A 19,083-nucleotide genomic window follows, 5' to 3' on the forward strand; every position below is an offset into this window, starting at 1 on the left:
CGCTCAGGCCGCTCCCGTCGGGCGTGTCCACGGGACGGATCTGCGCCGTCCTGCTCCACCCGCACCCTCGGGTATGCGGTGGGGCCGGCCTTCCCCTCAGCCCCCTGACCTGCGTAAAGACTTGGCAAAGTCTCTGCGCGACCGGCCGAAGCCTGTCTATGGTGGGGACAACGACGGTTCCGCCGGCGCGAGGGGAGGGCAGATGACCTGGCTACGACCAGCATCGCTCTCCCGAGCCTGCCGTCGGGTCGTGGCGGCCGCGGGGCTCGGCCTCGCCGGCGTCGCGCTGACCGCCGGAGCCGCCTCCGCCGACGACGGATCGACCACTTCTCCGCTCGGCTCCCTCACCTCGACGCTCGGCTCGACCGTGGGCTCCGTCACCGACGGGCTCGCTCCCGTCACGGACGGGCTCGGCTCGATCACCGACGGCCTGAGCGACCTCACCGACCCCCTCCTCGCCCCGGTGGGCGAGCTGACGGGGTCGCTGTCGCCGGTCCTCGACCCGGTCACGGGCGTGGTCGGCGGCGTCACCGGCTCGCTGTCACCGGTCCTCGACCCGGTCACCGGCGTCGTGGGCGAGGTGGGTGGTGCGGTCGTCGAGCCGGTCGCCGGCATCGCCCAGCCGGCGGTCGGGGCCCTCGAGCCCGTGACCGGGGCGCTCGACCCGGTGCTCGCTCCGGTCACCACCCCCGTGCTGGGCACCGTCGGCGACGTCGTCGACGTGACCCGGCCGGTCACCGACCCGATCCTGGAGCCGCTGACCCCGATCACCGCGCCGGTCCTCGAGACCCTCGAGCCCGTCGTGGACCTCACCGACGACCTCGGTCCGGTCGACGACGTGGTTGACGTGGTCGAGGACGTCGTGGTCCCCGGTGGTGGCTCCGGCTCGGGCCCCGGCATCCAACCGCCCTCGCAGACCATCCCCGACCCGCGGCCCGGCGGAGAGCACCCGGCCCCGCCGGTCGAGGACGAGCCGGTCGACGGCTCCGACCCGGCGCAGTCGCCGGGGTCGCCGACCGAGCCGGTCGCCGCACCGGGCACCTCCGAGAGCCCTGCCGCTCCCGAGCCGCAGTCAGGCTCGATCGAGGCCGGCACCGAGGGCACGACCCTCGACCTGGCTGCCGCTCGCGCGGTCCACGAGACGGTCGACATCCCGACCAGCAGCGAGCCCGCCGGGTTCGGTGTCTGGGCGACCCCGTCCGCCCTCACCGCGGCCGCGGCCGGGCTCGCCGACCTGAGCGTCGCCGACCTCGGCACCGCCGGCTCACCCACGGACTCCGACCCCGACGCCGACCGTCGCGTCGTCCCCGCCGACCGCGGCCAGGGCCAGGCGCCCATCGAGCTGCCGGCCACCTCGACCGCGTCGTCCTCGGCCAGCGGCGGCAGCTCCGCCCGTCCGGCCCTCGACGGCGACGCGGCAGACCTCTTCGCGATGACGCCTTCCACGGCGGGCATCGCGGTGCACCACGGCGACACGTCGCCCCCGCGCGATCCCTATCGCGACATCCCCACCTCTCCTGCCTGACGGAGGACGGCCGGCCCTGACGCCGGCACGTCCCTCGGCGCACTCGTGCGCCCCCATCCGTCAAGCAAGGAGAAAGCCATGCAACACCCATTCCGGCGTGCGCTCACACTGGCGCTCGCGACCGGTGGCCTCGCGCTGATCGGCAGCACCGCCGCGCAGGCCACGGAGGACACGATGCAGACCCAGGGTCTGGTCGGCGACCTCGTCAACGACATCGTGGTCGACGTCCCCGCCCAGCTGGGGGTCGACCTGTCGTGCAACAACATCTCGATCCTCGGGACAGGGACGGGCACGTCCTGCACCGGGGACGGCACCAGCGGGACCAGCACCGGAGACACCACGACGGGGTCGTCGGACGGCAGCGGCGGCACGATCGTCGGCGTCGTCGTCGAGGACGTCGTGGCCACGGTGCCGGTCGACCTGTCCATCGACCTGTCGTGCAACAACCTCAGCATCATCGGGCGCGGCCACGCCGTAACCTGCGGCGGGGACGACACGTCGACGGCGACCACCGGCGAGGTCGCGACCCAGGCGCCCCCGCCGGCACCCGAGGCCCCCGCTGAGGCACCCGCCGCCGAGGCACCGACCGCGGCCCCTGTGGACGTGGTCGAGGCCCCGTCCGAGGCCGCCGAAGCCACGCTCGAGGCGGTCGAGCCCGCCGCCCGACCCGGCGGTTACCCGACCGGCAACCTGGTCGGCGACGGTCTGGTCGGCGGCATCGTCGACGGCGTCGTCGGGGACGACGGCCTGGTCGGCGGCATCGTCGGCGACGTGGTGGGTGACGGCCTCGTCGGCGACATCGTCGGTGACGTGGTCGCCAACGTGCCGGTCAACGTCCCGGTCGACCTGTCCTGCAACAACGTCAACGTCCTCGGACAGGGCGCGGGCGTCAGCTGCACGGGCGACGACACCAGCTCCGCCGGCACCGGCGGCACCACGACCGGCGGCATCGTCGACGACGTGGTGGGTGACGGGCTGGTCGGTGACATCGTCGGTGACGTGGTCGCCAACGTGCCGGTCAACGTCCCCGTCGACCTGTCCTGCAACAACGTCAACGTCCTCGGACAGGGCGCGGGCGTGAGCTGCTCCGGCGACGACACCAGCACCGCCGGCACCGGCGGCACCACCACCGGCGGCGACAACGGCACCGAGGGCGGCAACGGCCTCGTCGGTGACATCGTCGGCGACGTGGTCGCCACCGTGCCGGTCAACGTCCCCGTCGACCTGTCGTGCAACAACGTCAACGTCCTCGGACAGGGCTCGAGCGTGAGCTGCTCCGGCGACGACACCAACACCGCCGGCACCGGTGACACCACCACCGGCGGCGACAACGGCACCGAGGGCGGCAACGGCCTCGTCGGTGACATCGTCGGCGACGTCGTGGCCACCGTGCCGGTCAACGTCCCGGTGGACGTGACCTGCAACAACCTCACCCTCATCGGTCAGGGCTCGAGCACGGAGTGCTCCGGTGACGACTCGAGCTCGGCCGTCCCGGGTGACGTCAGCGCCGGCGGCGGCAACGGCGGCGGCCTGATCGGCGACATCATCGGCGACGTGGTCGTCACGCTGCCGGTCACCGTCCCGGTCGACGTCTCGTGCAACAACCTCGTGATCATCGGCCGCGGCTCCGACACGGAGTGCACCGTCGCCGTCCCCGGAGACCCGGGCGACCCCGGCGACCCGGGCGACCCGGGTGACCCGGGCGACCCCGGCGACCCGGGCGACCCGGGTGACCCGGGCGACCCCGGCGACCCTGGTGACCCGGGCGACCCCGGCGACCCCGGCGACCCCGGCGAGCCCGGTGACCCGGGCACTCCTGGTGAGCCCGGTGAGCCCGGTGACCCCGGCACTCCTGGTGAGCCCGGCACCCCCGGCACCCCCGGCACGCCCGGCACCCCCGGTGACAACGGCACCCCCGGCACCGACAACGGCGCCGGCAACGGCAACGGCACCGACACCGGCGACCGCGACGCCCGCTACGCCGGCCCGCCCGTCGAGCGGCTCGCCATGACCGGCTCGGAGCAGATGCCGCTGGCGCTGCTGGCGTTCGGCCTGGTGGCGCTGGGTGGTCTGCTGCTGCGGACCGCACGCCGCACCCAGGTCTGATCGGCACCATCCGCCCCGGCGCCGGCACCTCGCCGGCGCCGGGGCAAAGCCCCGAGGAGGCTCCGATGCGCACGCTCCTGCTCCGCGCCCTGGGCGGGCTCGCCCTGGCCGCAGGCCTGGTCGGCGCCGGCGTCCTGACCTACCAGCTGTGGTGGGCCGACGTCCGCGCCGCCGAGCACGGCGAGCAGCTCGTCTCGGCCGCGCGCGCCGAGTTCGAGGCGACGCCGGCCAGCGCCCAGGTGCTCACCGCACCGGGTGACGCGCCCACCGCGGCGGGCGACGGCATACCCGCTCCCGAGCAGGCGGCGGCGCCAGATCCTGGGCCGGCGATCGTCCACCTGCCCACGATCGGTGAGGAGTTGCCCGTCCTCGAGGGCGTGGGTGCCGACGTGCTCGACCAGGGCGTGCTGGGCCGCTATCCCGGCTCGGGCGCCCCGGGCGAGGTCGGCAACTACGCCGTGGCGGGCCACCGCACCACCTACGGCCGGCCGCTGTGGGCGCTCGGCGACCTCGAGCCCGGCGAGCCTGTCGTCGTCGAGACGGCGCAAGGCTGGCACGTCTACCGGTTCGAGGGGACGCGCGTCACCGTGCCCGAGGACGTCACCCCTCTGGCACCCACCCCCGACTCCCCCGGCGTCGAGCCGGAAGAGGCGCGGATGGTGCTCACCACATGTCACCCGCGGTTCAGCGCACGGCAGCGCCTCATCGGGTATGCCGTGCTCGACCGCACCGTCCCGCGCGAGTCCGGTCCACCCCCAGAGCTCGCTCCGACCCGCTGAAGGAGGTCGACCCGCACAACTGCATACCGCTCGCTCGGCTGCCGCCGACCGGGCGCGCCGACGTGATCTCCGCCACAGCGACGCCACGCTCGAAAGGGTGAAGCGCTGCTTGCCTCCACCTGGCAGTACCAGACAGGTCGTGTCACGTTCAACCACACACCCAAGCAACAGTGCGGAAAGCCGACCTCCGCTATGGCCCGGCGACCCCGTCCAACCCCGTCGCTGCAGTCAGACCAACGCTGACATACCCCGGACGCGTGTAAAGAGAACGTAAAGATGCCCTAAAAGAATGGCCATGCCCGTGTCATACTTCAGCCCTCGACGCGACCATGGGGTGGCCGCGTCCTCGGGTGAAGGAATGCCATGAAAAATCTCGTGGTGCAGCAGGATTTCGCGGGCGGCTGGAACGTCCACGAGGTGGGGGCTGAGCTGGCGCTGCTCTTCCGCAGCGACCGGCTGCGTGCCGAGGGATACGCGCGGCGACTGTGCTCGCCCGAGGGGGGCACGGTCAAGGTGGTGTCCAACGACGGCACCGTCCTGAGCACCTACTCGGCGAAGGGCGCCGGACGCTCCCTCATCGCGGGAGACCGCCGCGGCGGGCGCGCCAACCGGCGCCTCGCCGGTCCCCGCTAGCCTGTCGTCATGACCTGGCCCCCGCCGCAGGACCCGTACTCCGGCGCGCCCTCGGGCCGCCCTGCGCAGCCGCCGCCGATGACGGGTCCGACCGAGCCGCCGCCGTGGCAGGCCGCGTCGCCGATCCCGTCCTACGTGCCGCCGCCTCCGGGCGCCGCGCAGCCGGGTCCGCAGGACGGCGTCATGCCGCACTATGCCGTGCAGCAACCGGTGCAGGAGCAGCCCGCTCCCGCGCCGGCACCGGCGTCGAACCTGAGCCCGCAGATCCGCTACGCCGACTGGGGCGAGCGCGTGGCCGCGACCTTCGTCGACTGGCTGATCGCGTTCATCCCGGCGATGGTCGTCATGGGGATCGACGACGACCTGGGTGGCCTGGTCTTCCTGGCCGCCACGGCCTGGATCGCCTGGCTCAACGGCAGCAAGGGCCAGTCGCCGGGCAAGGCGCTCATGGGCCTGCGGGTGGTGCGCGACAGCGACGGCTCGACCCTCGGCGGCCCGGTGGGCCTGCTCCGGGCGTTCGTGCTCTTCATGATGTTCGGCATCACCGGTGGCGTGCTCGGCATCGTCGCGGTGCTGTGCCCGTTCTGGACCCAGAAGAAGCAGGCGCTGCACGACAAGATCGTCAGCTCGAGCGTGGTCGCCGGCTACCCGAAGGCCAAGTTCGGCAAGGACCTCTTCAAGCCCTGAGGCCCAGCCCTCACCGCCGCAGCCGCACCGGCTCGCCCACCCTCTCCAGCTTGGCGGGGTTGCGCACGAGGTAGAGCTCGGTGACGACGCCGTCCTCGATCCGTGCGCTGACGGTGAGCGTCACCTCGCCGGACTGCCGGACGAGCAGGCCCGGCAGCCCGTTGACGAGCACCAGGTCGCCGGCCATCGTCGGGTCGTCGGGGGTCACGGCCTGGAGGAAGCGCAGCACCTTCTCGATGCCGCGGATCGGCTGGAGCGCAGCCTTGACCGCGCCGCCGCCGTCGGTGAGGAGCACGACGTCGGGCGAGATGACGTCGAGCAGGTCCTGCAGCTCGGCCCGCCCGCTGGTCACGGCCTGGAAGCGCCGCATCACGTCGGCGGTCTCGGCAGCGCGAGCCGCCGGCGGCGGACGCTCCTCCTGCAGCCGCCGCCGGGCCCGGATCAGCACCTGACGCACCGCCTCCGGGGAGCGGTCCACGGCGGCCGCGATCTCGGCATACTCCAGACCGAAGACCTCCCGCAGCACGAAGACCGCGCGCTCGACCGGGGCGAGCCGGTCGAGGACGAAGAGCATCGCGAGCGAGACCGCGTCGGCGAGCTCGGCGTCCTCGGCGACGTCGGGGGTGGTGACGAGCGGCTCGGGCAGCCACGGCCCGACATAGCTCTCCCTGCGCCGCGCGAGGGTGCGCAGCTGGTTGAGCGCGAGGCGGGTGGTGATGCGCACGAGGTAGGCCCGCGGGTCGCGCACCTCGGCACGGTCCACCTCCCGCCAGCGCACCCACGTCTCCTGCACGACGTCCTCGGCGTCGGCGGCGGAGCCGAGCATCTCGTAGGCCACCGTGAAGAGCAGGTCGCGGTGCTCGACCCAGGGGTCAGTCACCGGGCAGCTCGCAGCGGTCGGAGAAGCCCTGGCTGGTCAGGCCCAGGGCGTGGTTGAAGCGGGAGCGCTCGTTCTCCACGGCCACCATCTTGGCAAGTTCGACGACGCCAGACACGCCCACGGCGTCGGTGAGCCGTGCGACGAGCTCGTCGGTGACGTTCGGCGGGGTGGCCGTCGCGGCGTCGGTGAACTCCAGCACCAGCCGCTCGGTCTCGTCGAAGACGTCCGACTCCTCCCAGCGGACCACCTCGCGCAGGTGCTCCAGGTCGAGGCCGCGGCCGTGCGCGAGCCAGGAGCCGAAGTCGACGCACCACGAGCAGCCGATGAGCGTCGCCGCCCGCAGCTCGGCCAGCGTGCGCAGCCCCGGCGGCAGCGCGTCGAAACGCTCGATCTGCTTCTCGTGCAGCAGCGTCGCGACCAGCGCGCGCTTGTGGTGCCACAGGACCAGGCCGTTGTCGAGGACGTCGCCGTAGGTGCGGCGGGAGTACCACCGCATCAACCGGCCCAGGACGCCCCGCGGCTCCTCGACCGGCACGCGGATCGCGGCACGGCGCTCGGTGGTGGTCGTCATCGTCGGTTCTCCTTCTCGCCGGGCGGGGCCGGACGACCCCGCTGACATGGAGACACCGGCGGAGCCGGATCTGTGACACACGGACGGCCCGGGCCGCGCGGGCCCGGGCCGTCACCCTCTGTCACGGGACGTGCGGTCAGCCGACCTTGACGACCTGCGTGCCGGCGAGATTGTCGTGCCAGCCCTTGCGGCCGGCGGTGTCGGAGTTGATGCCGAGGGCGATCGTGACGACCGCGGCGATCTGGGCCAGCGAGGCGATCACCGGGCCGATGAACGGCACGACCGAGATGAGGCTGGCGGCGAGGTAGACGTTGCGCTTCACGGCCTGCTCCATCGAGGGCCGACCGCCGGCGGCGTCGCGGGTCTCCAGCTTCATGATCATCTTGCCGATGGTCTGCCCGCGGGTGGACTCGAGATAGGCGAAGTAGCCCAGCGAGATCGCGACGGAGAGCACCGCGCTGATCAGGCTCTGGAAGAACGTCAGCCCGTTGCCGAAGAGGCCGCCGCCCCCGCCCAGGACCGACCCGATGATGATCGTCGTCACCAGCACCATGTTGACGGCGCCGATGATCACGTGATCGATGAGTCGGGCCAGGAAGCGGTCCATCAGCTCGGCGGGGCGGCCGACGCCCGGCGCCGGGGAGAACTGCGAGCCGGTCGGCGGTGCGGGTGCCGGCTGCCAGCCGCTGGGAGGCGGCGGCGTCGGTGCGCCGTAGCCCGGCGTCGGATCGCCGGGAGTCGACTGCGGCGTGGTCGGTTCGGTCATCGGACATACCCCTTGTGCTCGGTGCGTCGGCCCGCCGCGGCGTCCACGGTGACGCCCCCGGCCCCGGCGCCCCCATCGACGCAGGTCAGGCCACCGGCACCCTAGCGAGGTTCGGCCGGGCTGGGAAGGGCCCGGGCGGCCGCCCTCACACCGGCAGGTATGCCGTGCCGCGCGCATCCGCGCTCAGCCGCACCCGCTCCCCCGCCTCGTGGGACGGGTCGTCGCCGAGAGCACCGACCGGCCCGACCCCGTCGACATCGACCGTCAGCAGCACCGAGTCGGAGGTCGTCACGGCCCGCGACACCGTCCCCGAGAGGGCACCGGAGGGGTCGACCCGCAGGGCGCTGCGCCGCAGCGCCACCGTCCCGTCGCGAGGCCCGGCCCCACCCGCCGCCGACATCACCCGGTCGGCCGACGCCCCCTCGAGGAACGTGCCATAGCCGATGAAAGAGGCGACCTCGCGGGAGACCGGCGCACGCCATACCTGCGCGGTGTCGCCCTCCTGGGCGATGCGGCCGTCGAGCATGACCGCCATCCGGTCGGCGACGGTGAAGGCCTCGTCGTGGTCGTGGGTGACCATGACCGCGGTGGTGCCGGTCTCGACGAGGATCTCGCGCAGGTCGCCGGCGAGCCGGTCGCGCAGCGAGCGGTCGAGCGCCGAGAGCGGCTCGTCGAGCAGGAGCAGGGCGGGGTCGGCCGCGAGCGAACGGGCGAGCGCGACGCGCTGCTGCTCGCCGCCGGAGAGGGTGGGGGTGCGGCGCGGGCCGTAGCCGGGCAGTCCGACGAGCTCGAGCAGCTCGGCGACCCGGCGCTCCCGCTCGGCCCGGCCGACGCGGCGCAGGCGCAGCGGGTAGGCGATGTTGTCGGCGACCGTCGCGTGGGCGAAGAGCTGGCCGTCCTGGAACATCAGCGCGAAGCCGCGCTCGTGGGTGGGCACGCCGGCGAGGTCGCGCCCGCCCCAGGTGAGGGTGCCGGCGGCGAGCGGCTCGAGGCCGGCGATCGCGCGCAGCAGGGTCGACTTGCCGCACCCGGAGGGCCCGAGCACCGCGAGCACCGAGCCCTCCTCCAGGGTCAGCGAGACGCGGTCGACCGCGGTCTTGGCGCCGAAGCGCACCGTCACGTCCGTCAGTTGCAGCATCTGGTCCTCCTCAGAACGTCCCGACCGAGCCCACGCGCAGGCGTTCGACGACGCCCATGACCGTGACGGTCACGAGCGCGAGGATGACGCTGGCGGCGAGGGCCATGCCCAGGTGCTCGGCACCGGGGCGGGAGATGAGCTGGTAGATCACGACCGGCACGGTGGGCCGGTCGGGGCGGGCCAGGAAGGCGGTCGCCCCGAACTCGCCCAGCGCCACCGCGAAGGCGAAGCCGGTGGCGGCCAGCAGCGGCCGCGCCAGCACCGGCGCCTCGGCGGTCCACGCCGCCCGCCACGGGCCGGCGCCGAGGGCGGAGGCGGCCTCGCGCTGGCGGGGGTCGACCGAGCGCAGCACCGGGGCGAGGGTGCGCACCACGAGCGGTAGCGCGACCATCGCCTGCGCGATCGGCACCAGGATCGGCGAGGAGCGCAGGTCCAGCGGCGGCCGGTCGAGGGTGATGAGGAAGCCGAAGCCGACGGTCACCGCCGAGATGCCCAGCGGCAGCATGAACGCCCCGTCCAGCGTCGAGACCACTCCCGACCACCAGCGGGAGCGCGGCCGGCGGGAGACGACGAGGGCGACGATCACCCCGAGCACCATCGCGAGCACGGTGGCGTCGACGGCGGCGCGCAGCGAGTTGGCGACCGCCTCGGTCACGCTGACCCGCAGCACCGGGGTCGAGTCGGGGTCGGCGAGGGCGCGGTAGTTGGCCAGCGTCCAGGCCCCGCCCCGCCGCAGCGAGCGGACGACGAGGGTGCCGACCGGCAGCAGCACGAAGACGACCGCGACACCCGTCATGACCAGGGCGGGTATGTCGTGCCGCCGGGGGCGGCGGGCGGCCGCGCGGGCGCCGACCCGTTTGAGGCTCTGCTCGCGGGAGCGGCGGGTGCGGGCCGCCAGCGTCAGCAGCACGACGACCGCGACGAGCTGGAGCACCGAGAGCACCGCGGCACCCTGCAGGTCGAGGAACTGCGTGGTCAGCAGGTAGATCTCGGTCTCGACGGTGCCGTAGCGCAGGCCGCCGAGGGTGAGCACCACCCCGAACGCCGTGGAGCAGAAGAGGAAGACGAGGGTGGCCGCCGACACCACGGCCGGCGCGAGGGCCGGGAGGGTGACGGTGCGCCATACCTGCCAGGGCGAGGCGCCCAGGGCGGCGGCGGACTCCTCGGCCCGCCGGTCCAGCCCCTCCCACAGCCCGCCGACGGTGCGCACGACGACGGCGAGGTTGAAGAAGACGAAGGCGAGCAGGATCGGCACCCAGGTGCCGTCCCAGCCGAGGGCGCCGAGCGGGCCGCCCTTGGACAGCAGCGAGCGGAACATCACGCCGACGACGACGGTCGGCAGCACGAACGGCATGACGACGACCGCACGCAGCAGCCCGCGGCCGGGGAAGCGCAGCCGGTAGAGCGCGAAGGCGACCGGCAGCCCCAGCACGAGGGTGAGGACGGTGCCGGCGGCGGCGCTCCACAGCGTGAACCACAGCACCCGCAGCGTGCGGGCGCGGCCGAGCACGTCGGGGACGCCGGAGAGGTCGAGGCTGCCGTCGGGCAGGAACCCGCGGGCGAGCATGCCGCCGACGGGCAGCACGAAGAAGACCGCCAGGAAGGCCAGCGGCACCAGGGCCGCCGCGCCCAGCGCGAGGCCGGGCCCGGTCAGGTATGCCGTCCGCCGGGGGCGGGTGGTGGGTGCAGGCGTCGGGTGCGACGCCGCGGGCAGTGTCATGCGCGACTTCCTTCGCCGGTGCTAGCCGGAGCAGGTTCGGAGGGTCTGCGGTCGAGCCGCACTCTCAGCGCCGGAGCGCTCCCCTGTCGTTGGTCACGACCACCCTACGTCGCGCGGGCGCCTCAGCCGAACTCGGCGTCGACCTCCACCGCATGGGTCGGGCACAGCAAGCTGCCGCCGTACTGCACGACGGCATCGCCGTCGCAGCCGTGAACGATGCACCGTTGCATTGGTCGCCTCTCCTGGTCCTCCCCCGAGCACCTCGACCGTAGGATCGAAGTTAGAGGGCGCCTAGGGCCTTTGGACCTAGGACAGGGCCCAAATCGGCGAAGTTGGGACCGGAGTGGCTGGAGGGGCTCAGCCGGTGGCGATGTCCGCCCATTCGCGCAGCCAGTTCTCCCGCTCGGCCTCGATCTGGCGGGGCGGCACGCTGATCGGCTGCTCGGCCAGCGGCGCCCACTGGGCCCACAGCTCGGGGAGGACAACCTGGTCGTCCACGGGATACATGAACATGTTGTCCGGTATGGCGGCCTGGACCTCGGGGCTGACCAGCCAGTCGACGACGGCTTCGGCGCCTGCCGGGTTGGCGGCACCCTCGAGGACCCCGGCGTATTCGACCTGGCGGAAGCAGGTGTCGAGCAGGGCACTCGTCGTCGGCTGCCAGTAACCCTCGGGGATCGTGAAGGGCGGGCTGGAGGCGTAGGAAAGGACGATCGGCCGGTCACCGTCGCCGCCACCGGCGGTGAAGTCGACGGTGTAGGCGTCGGTCCATCCGCTGGTCACCTTGGCCCCGTTGGCCATGAGGTCCTCCCAGTAGCCCTGCCACTCACCTGGACCGAACTCACCGATGGTGGCGAGGAGGAAGGCCATGCCGGGGCTGGAGGTGGTTGCCCCCGGGGTGACGAAGAGGTCCTTGTATTCCGGCTTCGTGAGGTCGAAGAGCGAGGTGGGCGGGGCGATGCCGTTGTTGGCGAACCAGACGTTGTCGACGTTGACGCAGACGTCGCCGTAGTCCACCGGGGTCAGCCGGTCCCACGCACCCTCGACTAGATGCTCCTCCGCGGACTCAGGCAGGCCGTCCGAGGTGTAGGAGGCGAGGACGCCCTCACTGACGGCACGGCTGGCGAATGTGGTGTCGATGCCGAAGACGGCGTCAGCGACCGGGTTGCCCGCCGTCAGCACGAGCTGGTTGGTGAGCTCGCCGGCGTCACCGGACTGCTGGATCTGCAGGTCGTAGCCGGACTCGGCCTCGAACTGAGCGACCAGCTCGTCCGGCAGGTTGAAGGAGTCGTGCGTGACGAGCACGACGGTGCCGGGGTCGCTCGGCGGCTCGGCCGGCTCGCTGGTCTCCTCGGTGTCGTCCGGCACCGAGCTCGGCTCCGCGCTGTCCTCGCCCTGAGTGGCCGTGACGCTGGGCGAGGGGGTCTCGTCATCGCCTCCACCGGTGAGGGAGCAGGCACTCAGCGGCAGCGCGAGAACGGCTACCGCGGCAAGGGCACGGGTGGTGGATCGGGGCATGTCGTCTCCTCGTTGACTTCCTTCGCCGGTGCTAACCGGAGCAGGTTCAAGGGTCTGCGGCACCGCCGCACTCTCAGCGCCCTTGCGGCGCTCCCCTGTCGTTTCCGCTCTCGACGCTAGCACTGCTGTGGCAGGATCGAAGCCATGGGTACTCTCGCCGCCAAGCTCCTGACCGCCGGCGCCGCCGTGCTGGCGGGCATCGTCGCCAAGAAGACCACGGACACCACGTGGAAGTTCGTGACCGGGAGCGCCTCCCCCGAGAACCCTGACGACCCGGACATCGACATCAAGGAGGCCGTCGCCTTCGCCGTGCTGTCTGGTGTCATCGTCGGACTGGCCCGCATGGTGGCCAACCGGCAGGCCACCAGGCTGGTCGCCAAGGGGAGCGGCAGGTCGCCGCAGCGTGTGGCAAACGCCACAAACGACTAGGAGCACTTTGTTCTGCTACAGCCCATAAGGCATCATGGGGACGTCCCATAAGTCGTGCCACTCGAGGGGATTTTGGCATGCCGCAAAATGGTCTGGACCCGTCCACACCCGTTTCCGAATCCAAGTTTGGCCGACGCAGCCCTGCCCGTGAGGCAGTTGTCCGAGGTCTGTGGATTGCCACCGACAGCGCCTGCTGGGCGGTTGCAGTACTCGTCAGCCTCTTCACCCGCCTGGCCGTCAACCCAGATCTCTTCGCCCAGGCGAATGCCTGGCTTTCTGCCCTGATCGCGGCAGCCCTGCATGCCGCCGTTGGCATCCTGACGGGGCCGTACATGGTCCGACACATGCGCGGCAGCTTCGACGAGGTCACCTCCGTCGTGAAGACAGCCGTGATCGCAGGCGCCCTGTTTGTAGCGGTCGCTTGGGCCACGCCGGCGGACATGCTGTTGCCCCGGTCCGTTGCGGTTCTCGCACCCGCGCTGGCGATCGTCCTGATGCTGGCCGTCCGGTTCACGGTTCGGACCTACCGCGCACAGCGGATGGCGAAGAACCCGAGTGGCGAGAAGGTCATCGTGCTCGGTGCCGGCCTGGCCGGTCGGCGACTCGTGCACAACATGCTGCACGACGACCAGGCGCAATTCACTCCCGTAGCGCTCCTGGACGACGACCGGTCGAAGCGCCGCCTCAAGATCGAGGGCGTCCGCGTCATGGGAACCCGTCGTGACCTCGCGAGCATCGCGGAAGCCACCAAGGCACGTTACGTCGCCGTCGCGATCCCGCGCGCCAAGCCCGAACTTCTGCGAGAGATCCAGCAGCAAGCACGCAACCTGGGCCTCCAGATCAAGATGCTCCCCCCGATCGAGGAGTGGATGCGCCAGAGCGACCCGAGCTCCACGGACCTCCGCGACCTGAACCTCGAGGACCTGCTCGGCCGGCGGGCCGTCCAGCTCGACCAGCACGCCATCTCGGAGCACATCACGGGCAAGGTCGTCCTGGTCACCGGCGCGGGCGGCTCGATCGGCTCCGAGCTCTGCAGGCAGATCTCCGCATTCCACCCTGCCCGGCTCGTCATGCTCGACCGAGATGAATCTGCACTGCACGCAGCCCAGCTCAGCCTCACGGGGCGAGCGCTCCTCCATGGGGAGGACCTCCTGCTGGCCGACATCCGGAACGATGACACCCTGCTCGAGCACTTCACCGAAATCAAGCCTGACGTCGTCTTCCATGCCGCCGCACTCAAGCACCTGAGCCTTCTAGAGCGCTACCCCGCAGAAGCGTGGAAGACGAACGTCCTTGGCACCCTCAACGTCCTCGACGCGGCGGCTCGCGCGGGAGTGGGGACCTTCGTCAACATCTCGACCGACAAAGCCGCCAGCCCTACCTCGGTTCTCGGCTACTCCAAGCGAGTTGCCGAAAGACTCACCGCGCACTACGCAGCCACCCAGCCTGGCCGATATGTCTCAGTGCGCTTCGGCAATGTTCTCGGGTCTCGTGGATCTGTCATTCCCGCTTTCACCGAACAGATCCGGCAGGGTGGCCCAGTCACCGTGACGCACCCAGACGTGGAGCGCTACTTCATGCTCATTCCGGAAGCCTGTCAGCTCGTGCTACAGGCTGGCGCCATCGGTCGCGACGGCCAAGTGATGGTCCTCGACATGGGTACCCCAGTCAAGATCGTCGACGTTGCCCGTGAACTAATCGCCCTGTCCGGTAAGCAGATCGAAATTCAGTTCACCGGCCTCCGCCCCGGCGAAAAGCTCACTGAAGTTCTTTTCACAGACGGCGAGAACCACTTGGAGACTGGGCACCCGCTCATGACCGCGGTGGCTGTCCCTGCAACGAACCCGGGGCACCTGCCCGCATTGCATCAAGCACGATCCGCCGAGGTTACTCATGCTCTTCGCGCCCACTGTCTAACGTCATGACTTCCGCTCCTCTCCAACGGAATAAGAACGGACGAAGCACGATTGCGCGGGCAGCGCTTGCGACCACGGCCCTTACTTACCCTCTTCGATATATACTCGAGCGCCGGGGCAGATTGGATGTACCGAACCACCGCTCATCACACACCACACCAATCCCGCGAGGGGGCGGACTAGCAGCCTTGGTGGGTGCTGCAGCGGTCGCTGGGTTGACTCGGGTAGCACCGCGCTCTGCTCGCTGTGTGGGCATAGCCGCTCTTGGAATCGTCGGTTGGATTGACGATGCTACGGGGCACGTCCCCCAAGCAGTTCGCCTGGCGACCCAAGCAACCACTGGGGCCCTCACGTTCAGCACTGGCACGTGGGACCGCATTGTGGGAGCTGTAACAACAACCGGCGTCGTCAATGTAGTTAACTTCATGGACGGAATCAACGGAATATCTTCGTTGACGGCCATAACCTGGGGCTTGAATGCTCTGACCTTGGAGGACGAGAGCGAAGACTTGGGAAGGATCGGGGCTCTAGTCGCCGGCTCGGGCTTGGGCTTCCTCCCCCACAATGCTCCTAGGGCCCGAATCTTCTTGGGGGACGCGGGCAGTTACGCCCTTGGTGCAGCCATGACAGCCGGCATCCTGAGCTGCGACACGTGGCCGGCACGTTACCGAGCCGCTGCCCCCCTCATGCTGTATGGGGTCGATGCGGCGCAGGCCATTGTACGTCGCGCCGCCGCCGGAGAACCACTCATGGAGCCGCACCGTGAGCACATTTACCAAAAGCTCGTAGATGCCGGGTATCCCCACATCGTGGTGGCCGCCCTTCACGCCGCCGGTTCGGCCGGCATCGCGCACGCATCCACCAAGAGCGTTAGGACCGCCGCTCTGGGCACCACGCTGTATGTTGGTTGCTATTTAGGCTTAGGCGCTCTCGTTCGCCCAAGGCGCAAAGATTCATCTGTGAGGGCGGGAGTGCGGTGAGTTCCATGACTGTCTCAGTAGTTGGCGCCTCGGGCTTCGTTGGCAGCCACGTAGCGGCACGCTTGGAAGCTTCGGGTCACAGGGTGATCCGACTTCCAGCCCCAAGGATCACCTCAACTCGAGAAGGTGCCTCAACCGCTTGGCGCAACTCACCCGCCCTTGTCGAAGCTCTTGCTGACGCGGTGGCAGGCTCGGGCGCCCTCGTAAACTGCGCAGGACTACCCGACGCCTCCGCGGGGGAGAGCCCGATGCTCTTCGGGGCTAACGCAGCCCTTCCAGGCATTCTTGTCGCCGCTGCGGAGGTAGCCCATATACCGCGCTTCGTCCACGTCAGCAGCGCAGTTGTCCAGGGTGGCAAGGCCGTGTTGGACACCAGTGCACCCTCGGCGGCACATTCTCCATACGCACTCAGTAAGTCTTTGGGTGAGCGCACCGTGCATGCTCCGCCGCAACACAACACGCTACGGGTCTGCTACCGCCCGCCATCTGTACACGCCCCAAGCCGCCGCATCACACGGTCCCTGTTCTGGATTGCCAATTCGCCGCTCTCCACCGTCGTGGCGCCGGGAGACCGGCCGACCCCGCAAGCACATATCGAAAATGTGGCGGACGCCATTGCGTTCTTATCAACTACTACAACTCCGCCGCCCAGCACTGTGGTCCACCCCTACGAAGGCTGGACGACTGCGAGTTTTCTAACCATGCTTGCCTCCGGGCGCCCGCCTCGACGCATTCCCGAGGTCTTAGCCACTCCCATCGATCGAATGCTCCGTCTTGCCGCACGATCCCCGAGCCTCGCTCCTAATGCCCGCCGGCTACACATGCTGTGGTTCGGTCAGAAGCAGGCACCGAGTTGGTTGACTGAGCATTCTTGGAAACCTCCTGCCGGGCCCGACGCATGGACGCAGATGGTGGTTGCCCTTGCAACCACACGACCCACCTCACCTCCGAAAAATAAGGACTCCTCATGACTTCGGCGAACATTCTAGTTACCGGCGCTGCTGGCTTCATTGGATCGACCCTATGCCAGCGACTACTTGATGACGGGTATTCGGTGACGGGCGTTGACTCATTCACTGACTACTACTCTCCGGAACTCAAGCAGGCCAATGCCAGGGAACTACTGAGGAATCCGGCCTTCAAGTTCCTTGAAGAGGACGTGAATGTTCTGACGAGGGATGTCTCTAAGTTCGAGGGGCTTGACCATATCGTCCACTTGGCGGGACAGCCCGGCGTACGGGCCTCGTGGGGTAGTGAGTTTGACCTTTACACGCACGCCAATGTCAGCGCAACACAGCGACTCCTCGAAGTTGCACGAGCCCTGCCCGATCTGAAGTCTTTTGTTTACGCGTCTTCCTCCTCCGTATATGGGAACGCGGCCACGTTCCCCTCCAGCGAGGCCGGGACAACCCAACCTTTCAGTCCCTACGGAGTCACCAAGCTTGCTGGAGAGCATCTCGCGTCGCTTTACGCGAGCAACTTCGGCGTACCGACTCGCAGCCTGCGCTTCTTCACGGTCTACGGTCCCCGTCAACGGCCTGACATGGCCTTCACGAAGTTCTTCAGGCACATTCTGGACGGAACGCCGATCCCCGTATACGGCGACGGTACCCAACTTCGTGAGTTCACGTTCGTCGATGACGTCGTTGACGCAGTGCACCGCGCAACCGTGCTACCGCTGACACCGGGAACCGTTATGAACGTTTCGGGTGGATCCACTGTCAGCCTCAAGGACGTGATATCCCTGTTGAAGACGGACTTGAGCTTGGACTTCGACGTACGAACTCTCCCGAGCATCGCGGGGGACGTCCGTCGCACCGGCGGGACCACAGATGTTATCCGCAACCTCACGGGATGGCGGCCGTTGGTCCCGCTCGCCGACGGATTGGCGAAGCAGTGGTGTTGGGCTCAGCAAACGCACAAGGATGGGATCCACGCGTGACGACCCGCATTGTCTTCTTTGTCACGGAAGACTGGTACTTCGCCTCCCACCGCCTCCCTTTGGCCCTCGAAGCGCAGCGTCGGGGGTGGGAGGTGCACGTCCTCACGCGGCTAAACACCGGTTCGCCCCCTCTGGCGGAAATGGGATTCCACGTTCATAACATTCACATCGCGCGCAGCGGTCTTAACCCCTTAGAGGATCTTAGGACACTCCGCGACATCCTTCGGATCTATAGGGAGGTCCGACCCCACATTGTCCACCATGTCGCAATGAAGCCAGTTCTCTACGGTTCGCTCGCGGCCCGCGTGATGCGACCTCAGCCTGCCGTAGTTAACGCCCTTGCTGGCTTAGGTTTCGTCTTTTCTTCGCAGAGTCCGAAGGCACGGACGCTCAAGCCACTAGTCAAAGCACTCCTGCGCAAGAGCCTCAGTGGCTCCCGCTCTCGGACCATCGTGCAGAATCCAGACGACGCAAGAACCCTCACCCAGATTCAAGGGACGGGTCAGTTCATCCGTCTCATTCGGGGCTCGGGTGTCGACACTTCCCAGTTCATCCCCAAACACTCAGACGCCGGCACCGACACCGACACAATGAATAAACCTGTCGTCTTCGGACTCTCAGCTCGTCTGAACGAGGATAAAGGCGTGTCCCGCTTCGTCGAAGCCGCCGGAATAGTGCGTGGCATTGTGGAACCAGCCCCGAGGTTTGTCCTCATCGGACAGCCAGATGAGCACAATCCCTCAGCCGTCCCCCAAGAGGCGCTGGACGCATGGGCACAAGAGGGTCTGGTGGAACTCTGGGGCCACCGAACGAACATGCCGGAAACCCTGCAGGGTATCGATGTTGCCGTGCTCCCCTCAACATACGGAGAAGGGCTCCCAAAGGCTCTTCTAGAAGCAGGCTCGTGCGGCCTGCCGATCATTACAACGGACACGCCCGGATGCCGAGAGACGGTGGTAGATGGAGTCACGGGCTTCATCGTCCCACCGGGCGACTCGGAGGCCCTAGCGACCGCAGTGCGACGCCTCGCCGAGGACCACGCACTACGCCAGACGATGGGCGCCGCAAGCCGACGCCACGTCGCTGCCAACTTTGCCGTGGAGCGCGTCGTGTCTGACACGTTCTCAGTCTATGCGGAAGTAATTCCATCCCGACCCCACCCCGGCCTCTGATGGAATCTCTGAAGAGCAATCGATCAAGCAGATCTCAATGGCCCACGACAGTAATGCCACCCATCAGGAAACCAGTTAGCCGTGCGACTCGCCTCCTTTAGGCCCGCCCTCCCTGCCCTACGCGATCCTGCACTGCTTATGTCGGGAAGTGTGGCGCGGTCTGCTTCGCAATGGCTCCTTCTTCTCGCTTTCACGCTGACCGCTGGGCCGGCAGGAAGCGGCATGTTCGCAGTTGCGCTCGGTGCCACCGCGCCTGCGGTCGCACTTTTGGAACTGGCGCTAAGGCCCCTGATGCAATCCTTGCACTATCGGCCAGCCTTC

Annotated in this window: 17 protein-coding genes and 2 riboswitches; of the genes, 11 read left to right on the forward strand and 6 right to left on the reverse strand. The window is 69.2% G+C overall.

Annotated features, from left to right (window positions below; genetic code table 11):
* Positions 1-202 precede the first annotated feature (202 nt).
* The 5 genes from FB476_RS14870 (at position 203) to FB476_RS14890 (ending at position 5,730) form a co-directional block, all read left to right on the forward strand.
* Entirely contained in the window at positions 203-1,525 is a 1,323-nt protein-coding gene (locus FB476_RS14870) for a hypothetical protein (RefSeq protein ID WP_141820775.1), read from the forward strand.
* A 78-nt stretch (positions 1,526-1,603) separates the two neighbouring features.
* On the forward strand, positions 1,604-3,631 hold the full coding sequence (locus FB476_RS17015) for a hypothetical protein (protein ID WP_238329818.1): 2,028 nt from the start codon (positions 1,604-1,606) through the stop codon (positions 3,629-3,631).
* A gap of 65 nt (positions 3,632-3,696) precedes the next feature.
* Positions 3,697-4,410, forward strand: a complete 714-nt coding sequence (locus FB476_RS14880) for a class E sortase (protein WP_141820777.1) — start codon at positions 3,697-3,699, stop codon at positions 4,408-4,410.
* Positions 4,411-4,788: 378 nt separating this feature from the next.
* Complete coding sequence (locus FB476_RS14885; RefSeq protein WP_141820779.1) at positions 4,789-5,043, forward strand: hypothetical protein; 255 nt, start codon at positions 4,789-4,791, stop codon at positions 5,041-5,043.
* Positions 5,044-5,052: 9 nt separating this feature from the next.
* Positions 5,053-5,730: an RDD family protein gene (locus FB476_RS14890; RefSeq protein ID WP_141820781.1), complete on the forward strand. Its 678-nt coding sequence runs from the start codon at positions 5,053-5,055 to the stop codon at positions 5,728-5,730.
* 10 nt (positions 5,731-5,740) lie between these two features.
* Here the strand turns inward: FB476_RS14890 and FB476_RS14895 are convergent, their stop codons facing one another.
* The 6 genes from FB476_RS14895 to FB476_RS14920 all read right to left on the reverse strand — a co-directional run bounded on the left by FB476_RS14895 (position 5,741) and on the right by FB476_RS14920 (position 12,323).
* Entirely contained in the window at positions 5,741-6,610 is an 870-nt protein-coding gene (locus tag FB476_RS14895; protein WP_238329819.1) for an RNA polymerase sigma-70 factor, read from the reverse strand.
* The gene (locus FB476_RS14900; protein ID WP_141820783.1) at positions 6,603-7,181 is read right to left on the reverse strand and encodes a carboxymuconolactone decarboxylase family protein; all 579 of its coding nucleotides are present in this window, start codon (positions 7,179-7,181) and stop codon (positions 6,603-6,605) included. Before FB476_RS14900 ends, FB476_RS14895 begins: the two co-directional genes overlap by 8 nt.
* Before the next feature lie 136 nt (positions 7,182-7,317).
* Complete coding sequence (locus tag FB476_RS14905; protein WP_170233674.1) at positions 7,318-7,947, reverse strand: RDD family protein; 630 nt, start codon at positions 7,945-7,947, stop codon at positions 7,318-7,320.
* Positions 7,948-8,092: 145 nt separating this feature from the next.
* Positions 8,093-9,085, reverse strand: coding sequence for an ABC transporter ATP-binding protein (locus FB476_RS14910; RefSeq protein WP_141820787.1), 993 nt, complete (start codon positions 9,083-9,085; stop codon positions 8,093-8,095).
* 10 nt (positions 9,086-9,095) lie between these two features.
* A complete protein-coding gene (locus tag FB476_RS14915; protein WP_141820789.1) occupies positions 9,096-10,805 on the reverse strand; it encodes an ABC transporter permease in 1,710 nt (569 codons plus the stop codon).
* Positions 10,796-10,900: riboswitch (TPP riboswitch) on the reverse strand. It overlaps the preceding gene by 10 nt.
* 262 nt (positions 10,901-11,162) lie before the next feature.
* Positions 11,163-12,323: a thiamine ABC transporter substrate-binding protein gene (locus FB476_RS14920; RefSeq protein WP_141820791.1), complete on the reverse strand. Its 1,161-nt coding sequence runs from the start codon at positions 12,321-12,323 to the stop codon at positions 11,163-11,165.
* Positions 12,324-12,430, reverse strand: a riboswitch (TPP riboswitch). It abuts the gene before it with no gap.
* A 37-nt stretch (positions 12,431-12,467) separates the two neighbouring features.
* On the opposite strand from FB476_RS14920, the gene FB476_RS14925 reads away from it, so the two are divergent.
* The 6 genes from FB476_RS14925 to FB476_RS14950 all read left to right on the forward strand — a co-directional run bounded on the left by FB476_RS14925 (position 12,468) and on the right by FB476_RS14950 (position 18,762).
* On the forward strand, positions 12,468-12,752 hold the full coding sequence (locus FB476_RS14925) for a DUF4235 domain-containing protein (protein ID WP_141820793.1): 285 nt from the start codon (positions 12,468-12,470) through the stop codon (positions 12,750-12,752).
* Between the two features lie 77 nt (positions 12,753-12,829).
* Entirely contained in the window at positions 12,830-14,677 is a 1,848-nt protein-coding gene (locus tag FB476_RS14930) for a polysaccharide biosynthesis protein (protein ID WP_238329820.1), read from the forward strand.
* On the forward strand, positions 14,674-15,648 hold the full coding sequence (locus tag FB476_RS17245) for an MraY family glycosyltransferase (RefSeq protein ID WP_141820795.1): 975 nt from the start codon (positions 14,674-14,676) through the stop codon (positions 15,646-15,648). The genes FB476_RS14930 and FB476_RS17245 overlap by 4 nt, the downstream gene beginning before the upstream one ends.
* Positions 15,649-15,653: 5 nt before the next feature.
* Complete coding sequence (locus FB476_RS17250) at positions 15,654-16,619, forward strand: NAD-dependent epimerase/dehydratase family protein (protein ID WP_141820798.1); 966 nt, start codon at positions 15,654-15,656, stop codon at positions 16,617-16,619.
* Positions 16,616-17,590, forward strand: coding sequence for an NAD-dependent epimerase/dehydratase family protein (locus FB476_RS14945; RefSeq protein ID WP_141820800.1), 975 nt, complete (start codon positions 16,616-16,618; stop codon positions 17,588-17,590). The genes FB476_RS17250 and FB476_RS14945 overlap by 4 nt, the downstream gene beginning before the upstream one ends.
* Complete coding sequence (locus FB476_RS14950) at positions 17,587-18,762, forward strand: glycosyltransferase family 4 protein (RefSeq protein ID WP_170233676.1); 1,176 nt, start codon at positions 17,587-17,589, stop codon at positions 18,760-18,762. The genes FB476_RS14945 and FB476_RS14950 overlap by 4 nt, the downstream gene beginning before the upstream one ends.
* Positions 18,763-19,083: the final 321 nt, after the last annotated feature.

The sequence above is a fragment of the Ornithinimicrobium humiphilum genome (assembly GCF_006716885.1).
Classification (GTDB): Bacteria; Actinomycetota; Actinomycetes; order Actinomycetales; family Dermatophilaceae; genus Ornithinicoccus; species Ornithinicoccus humiphilus.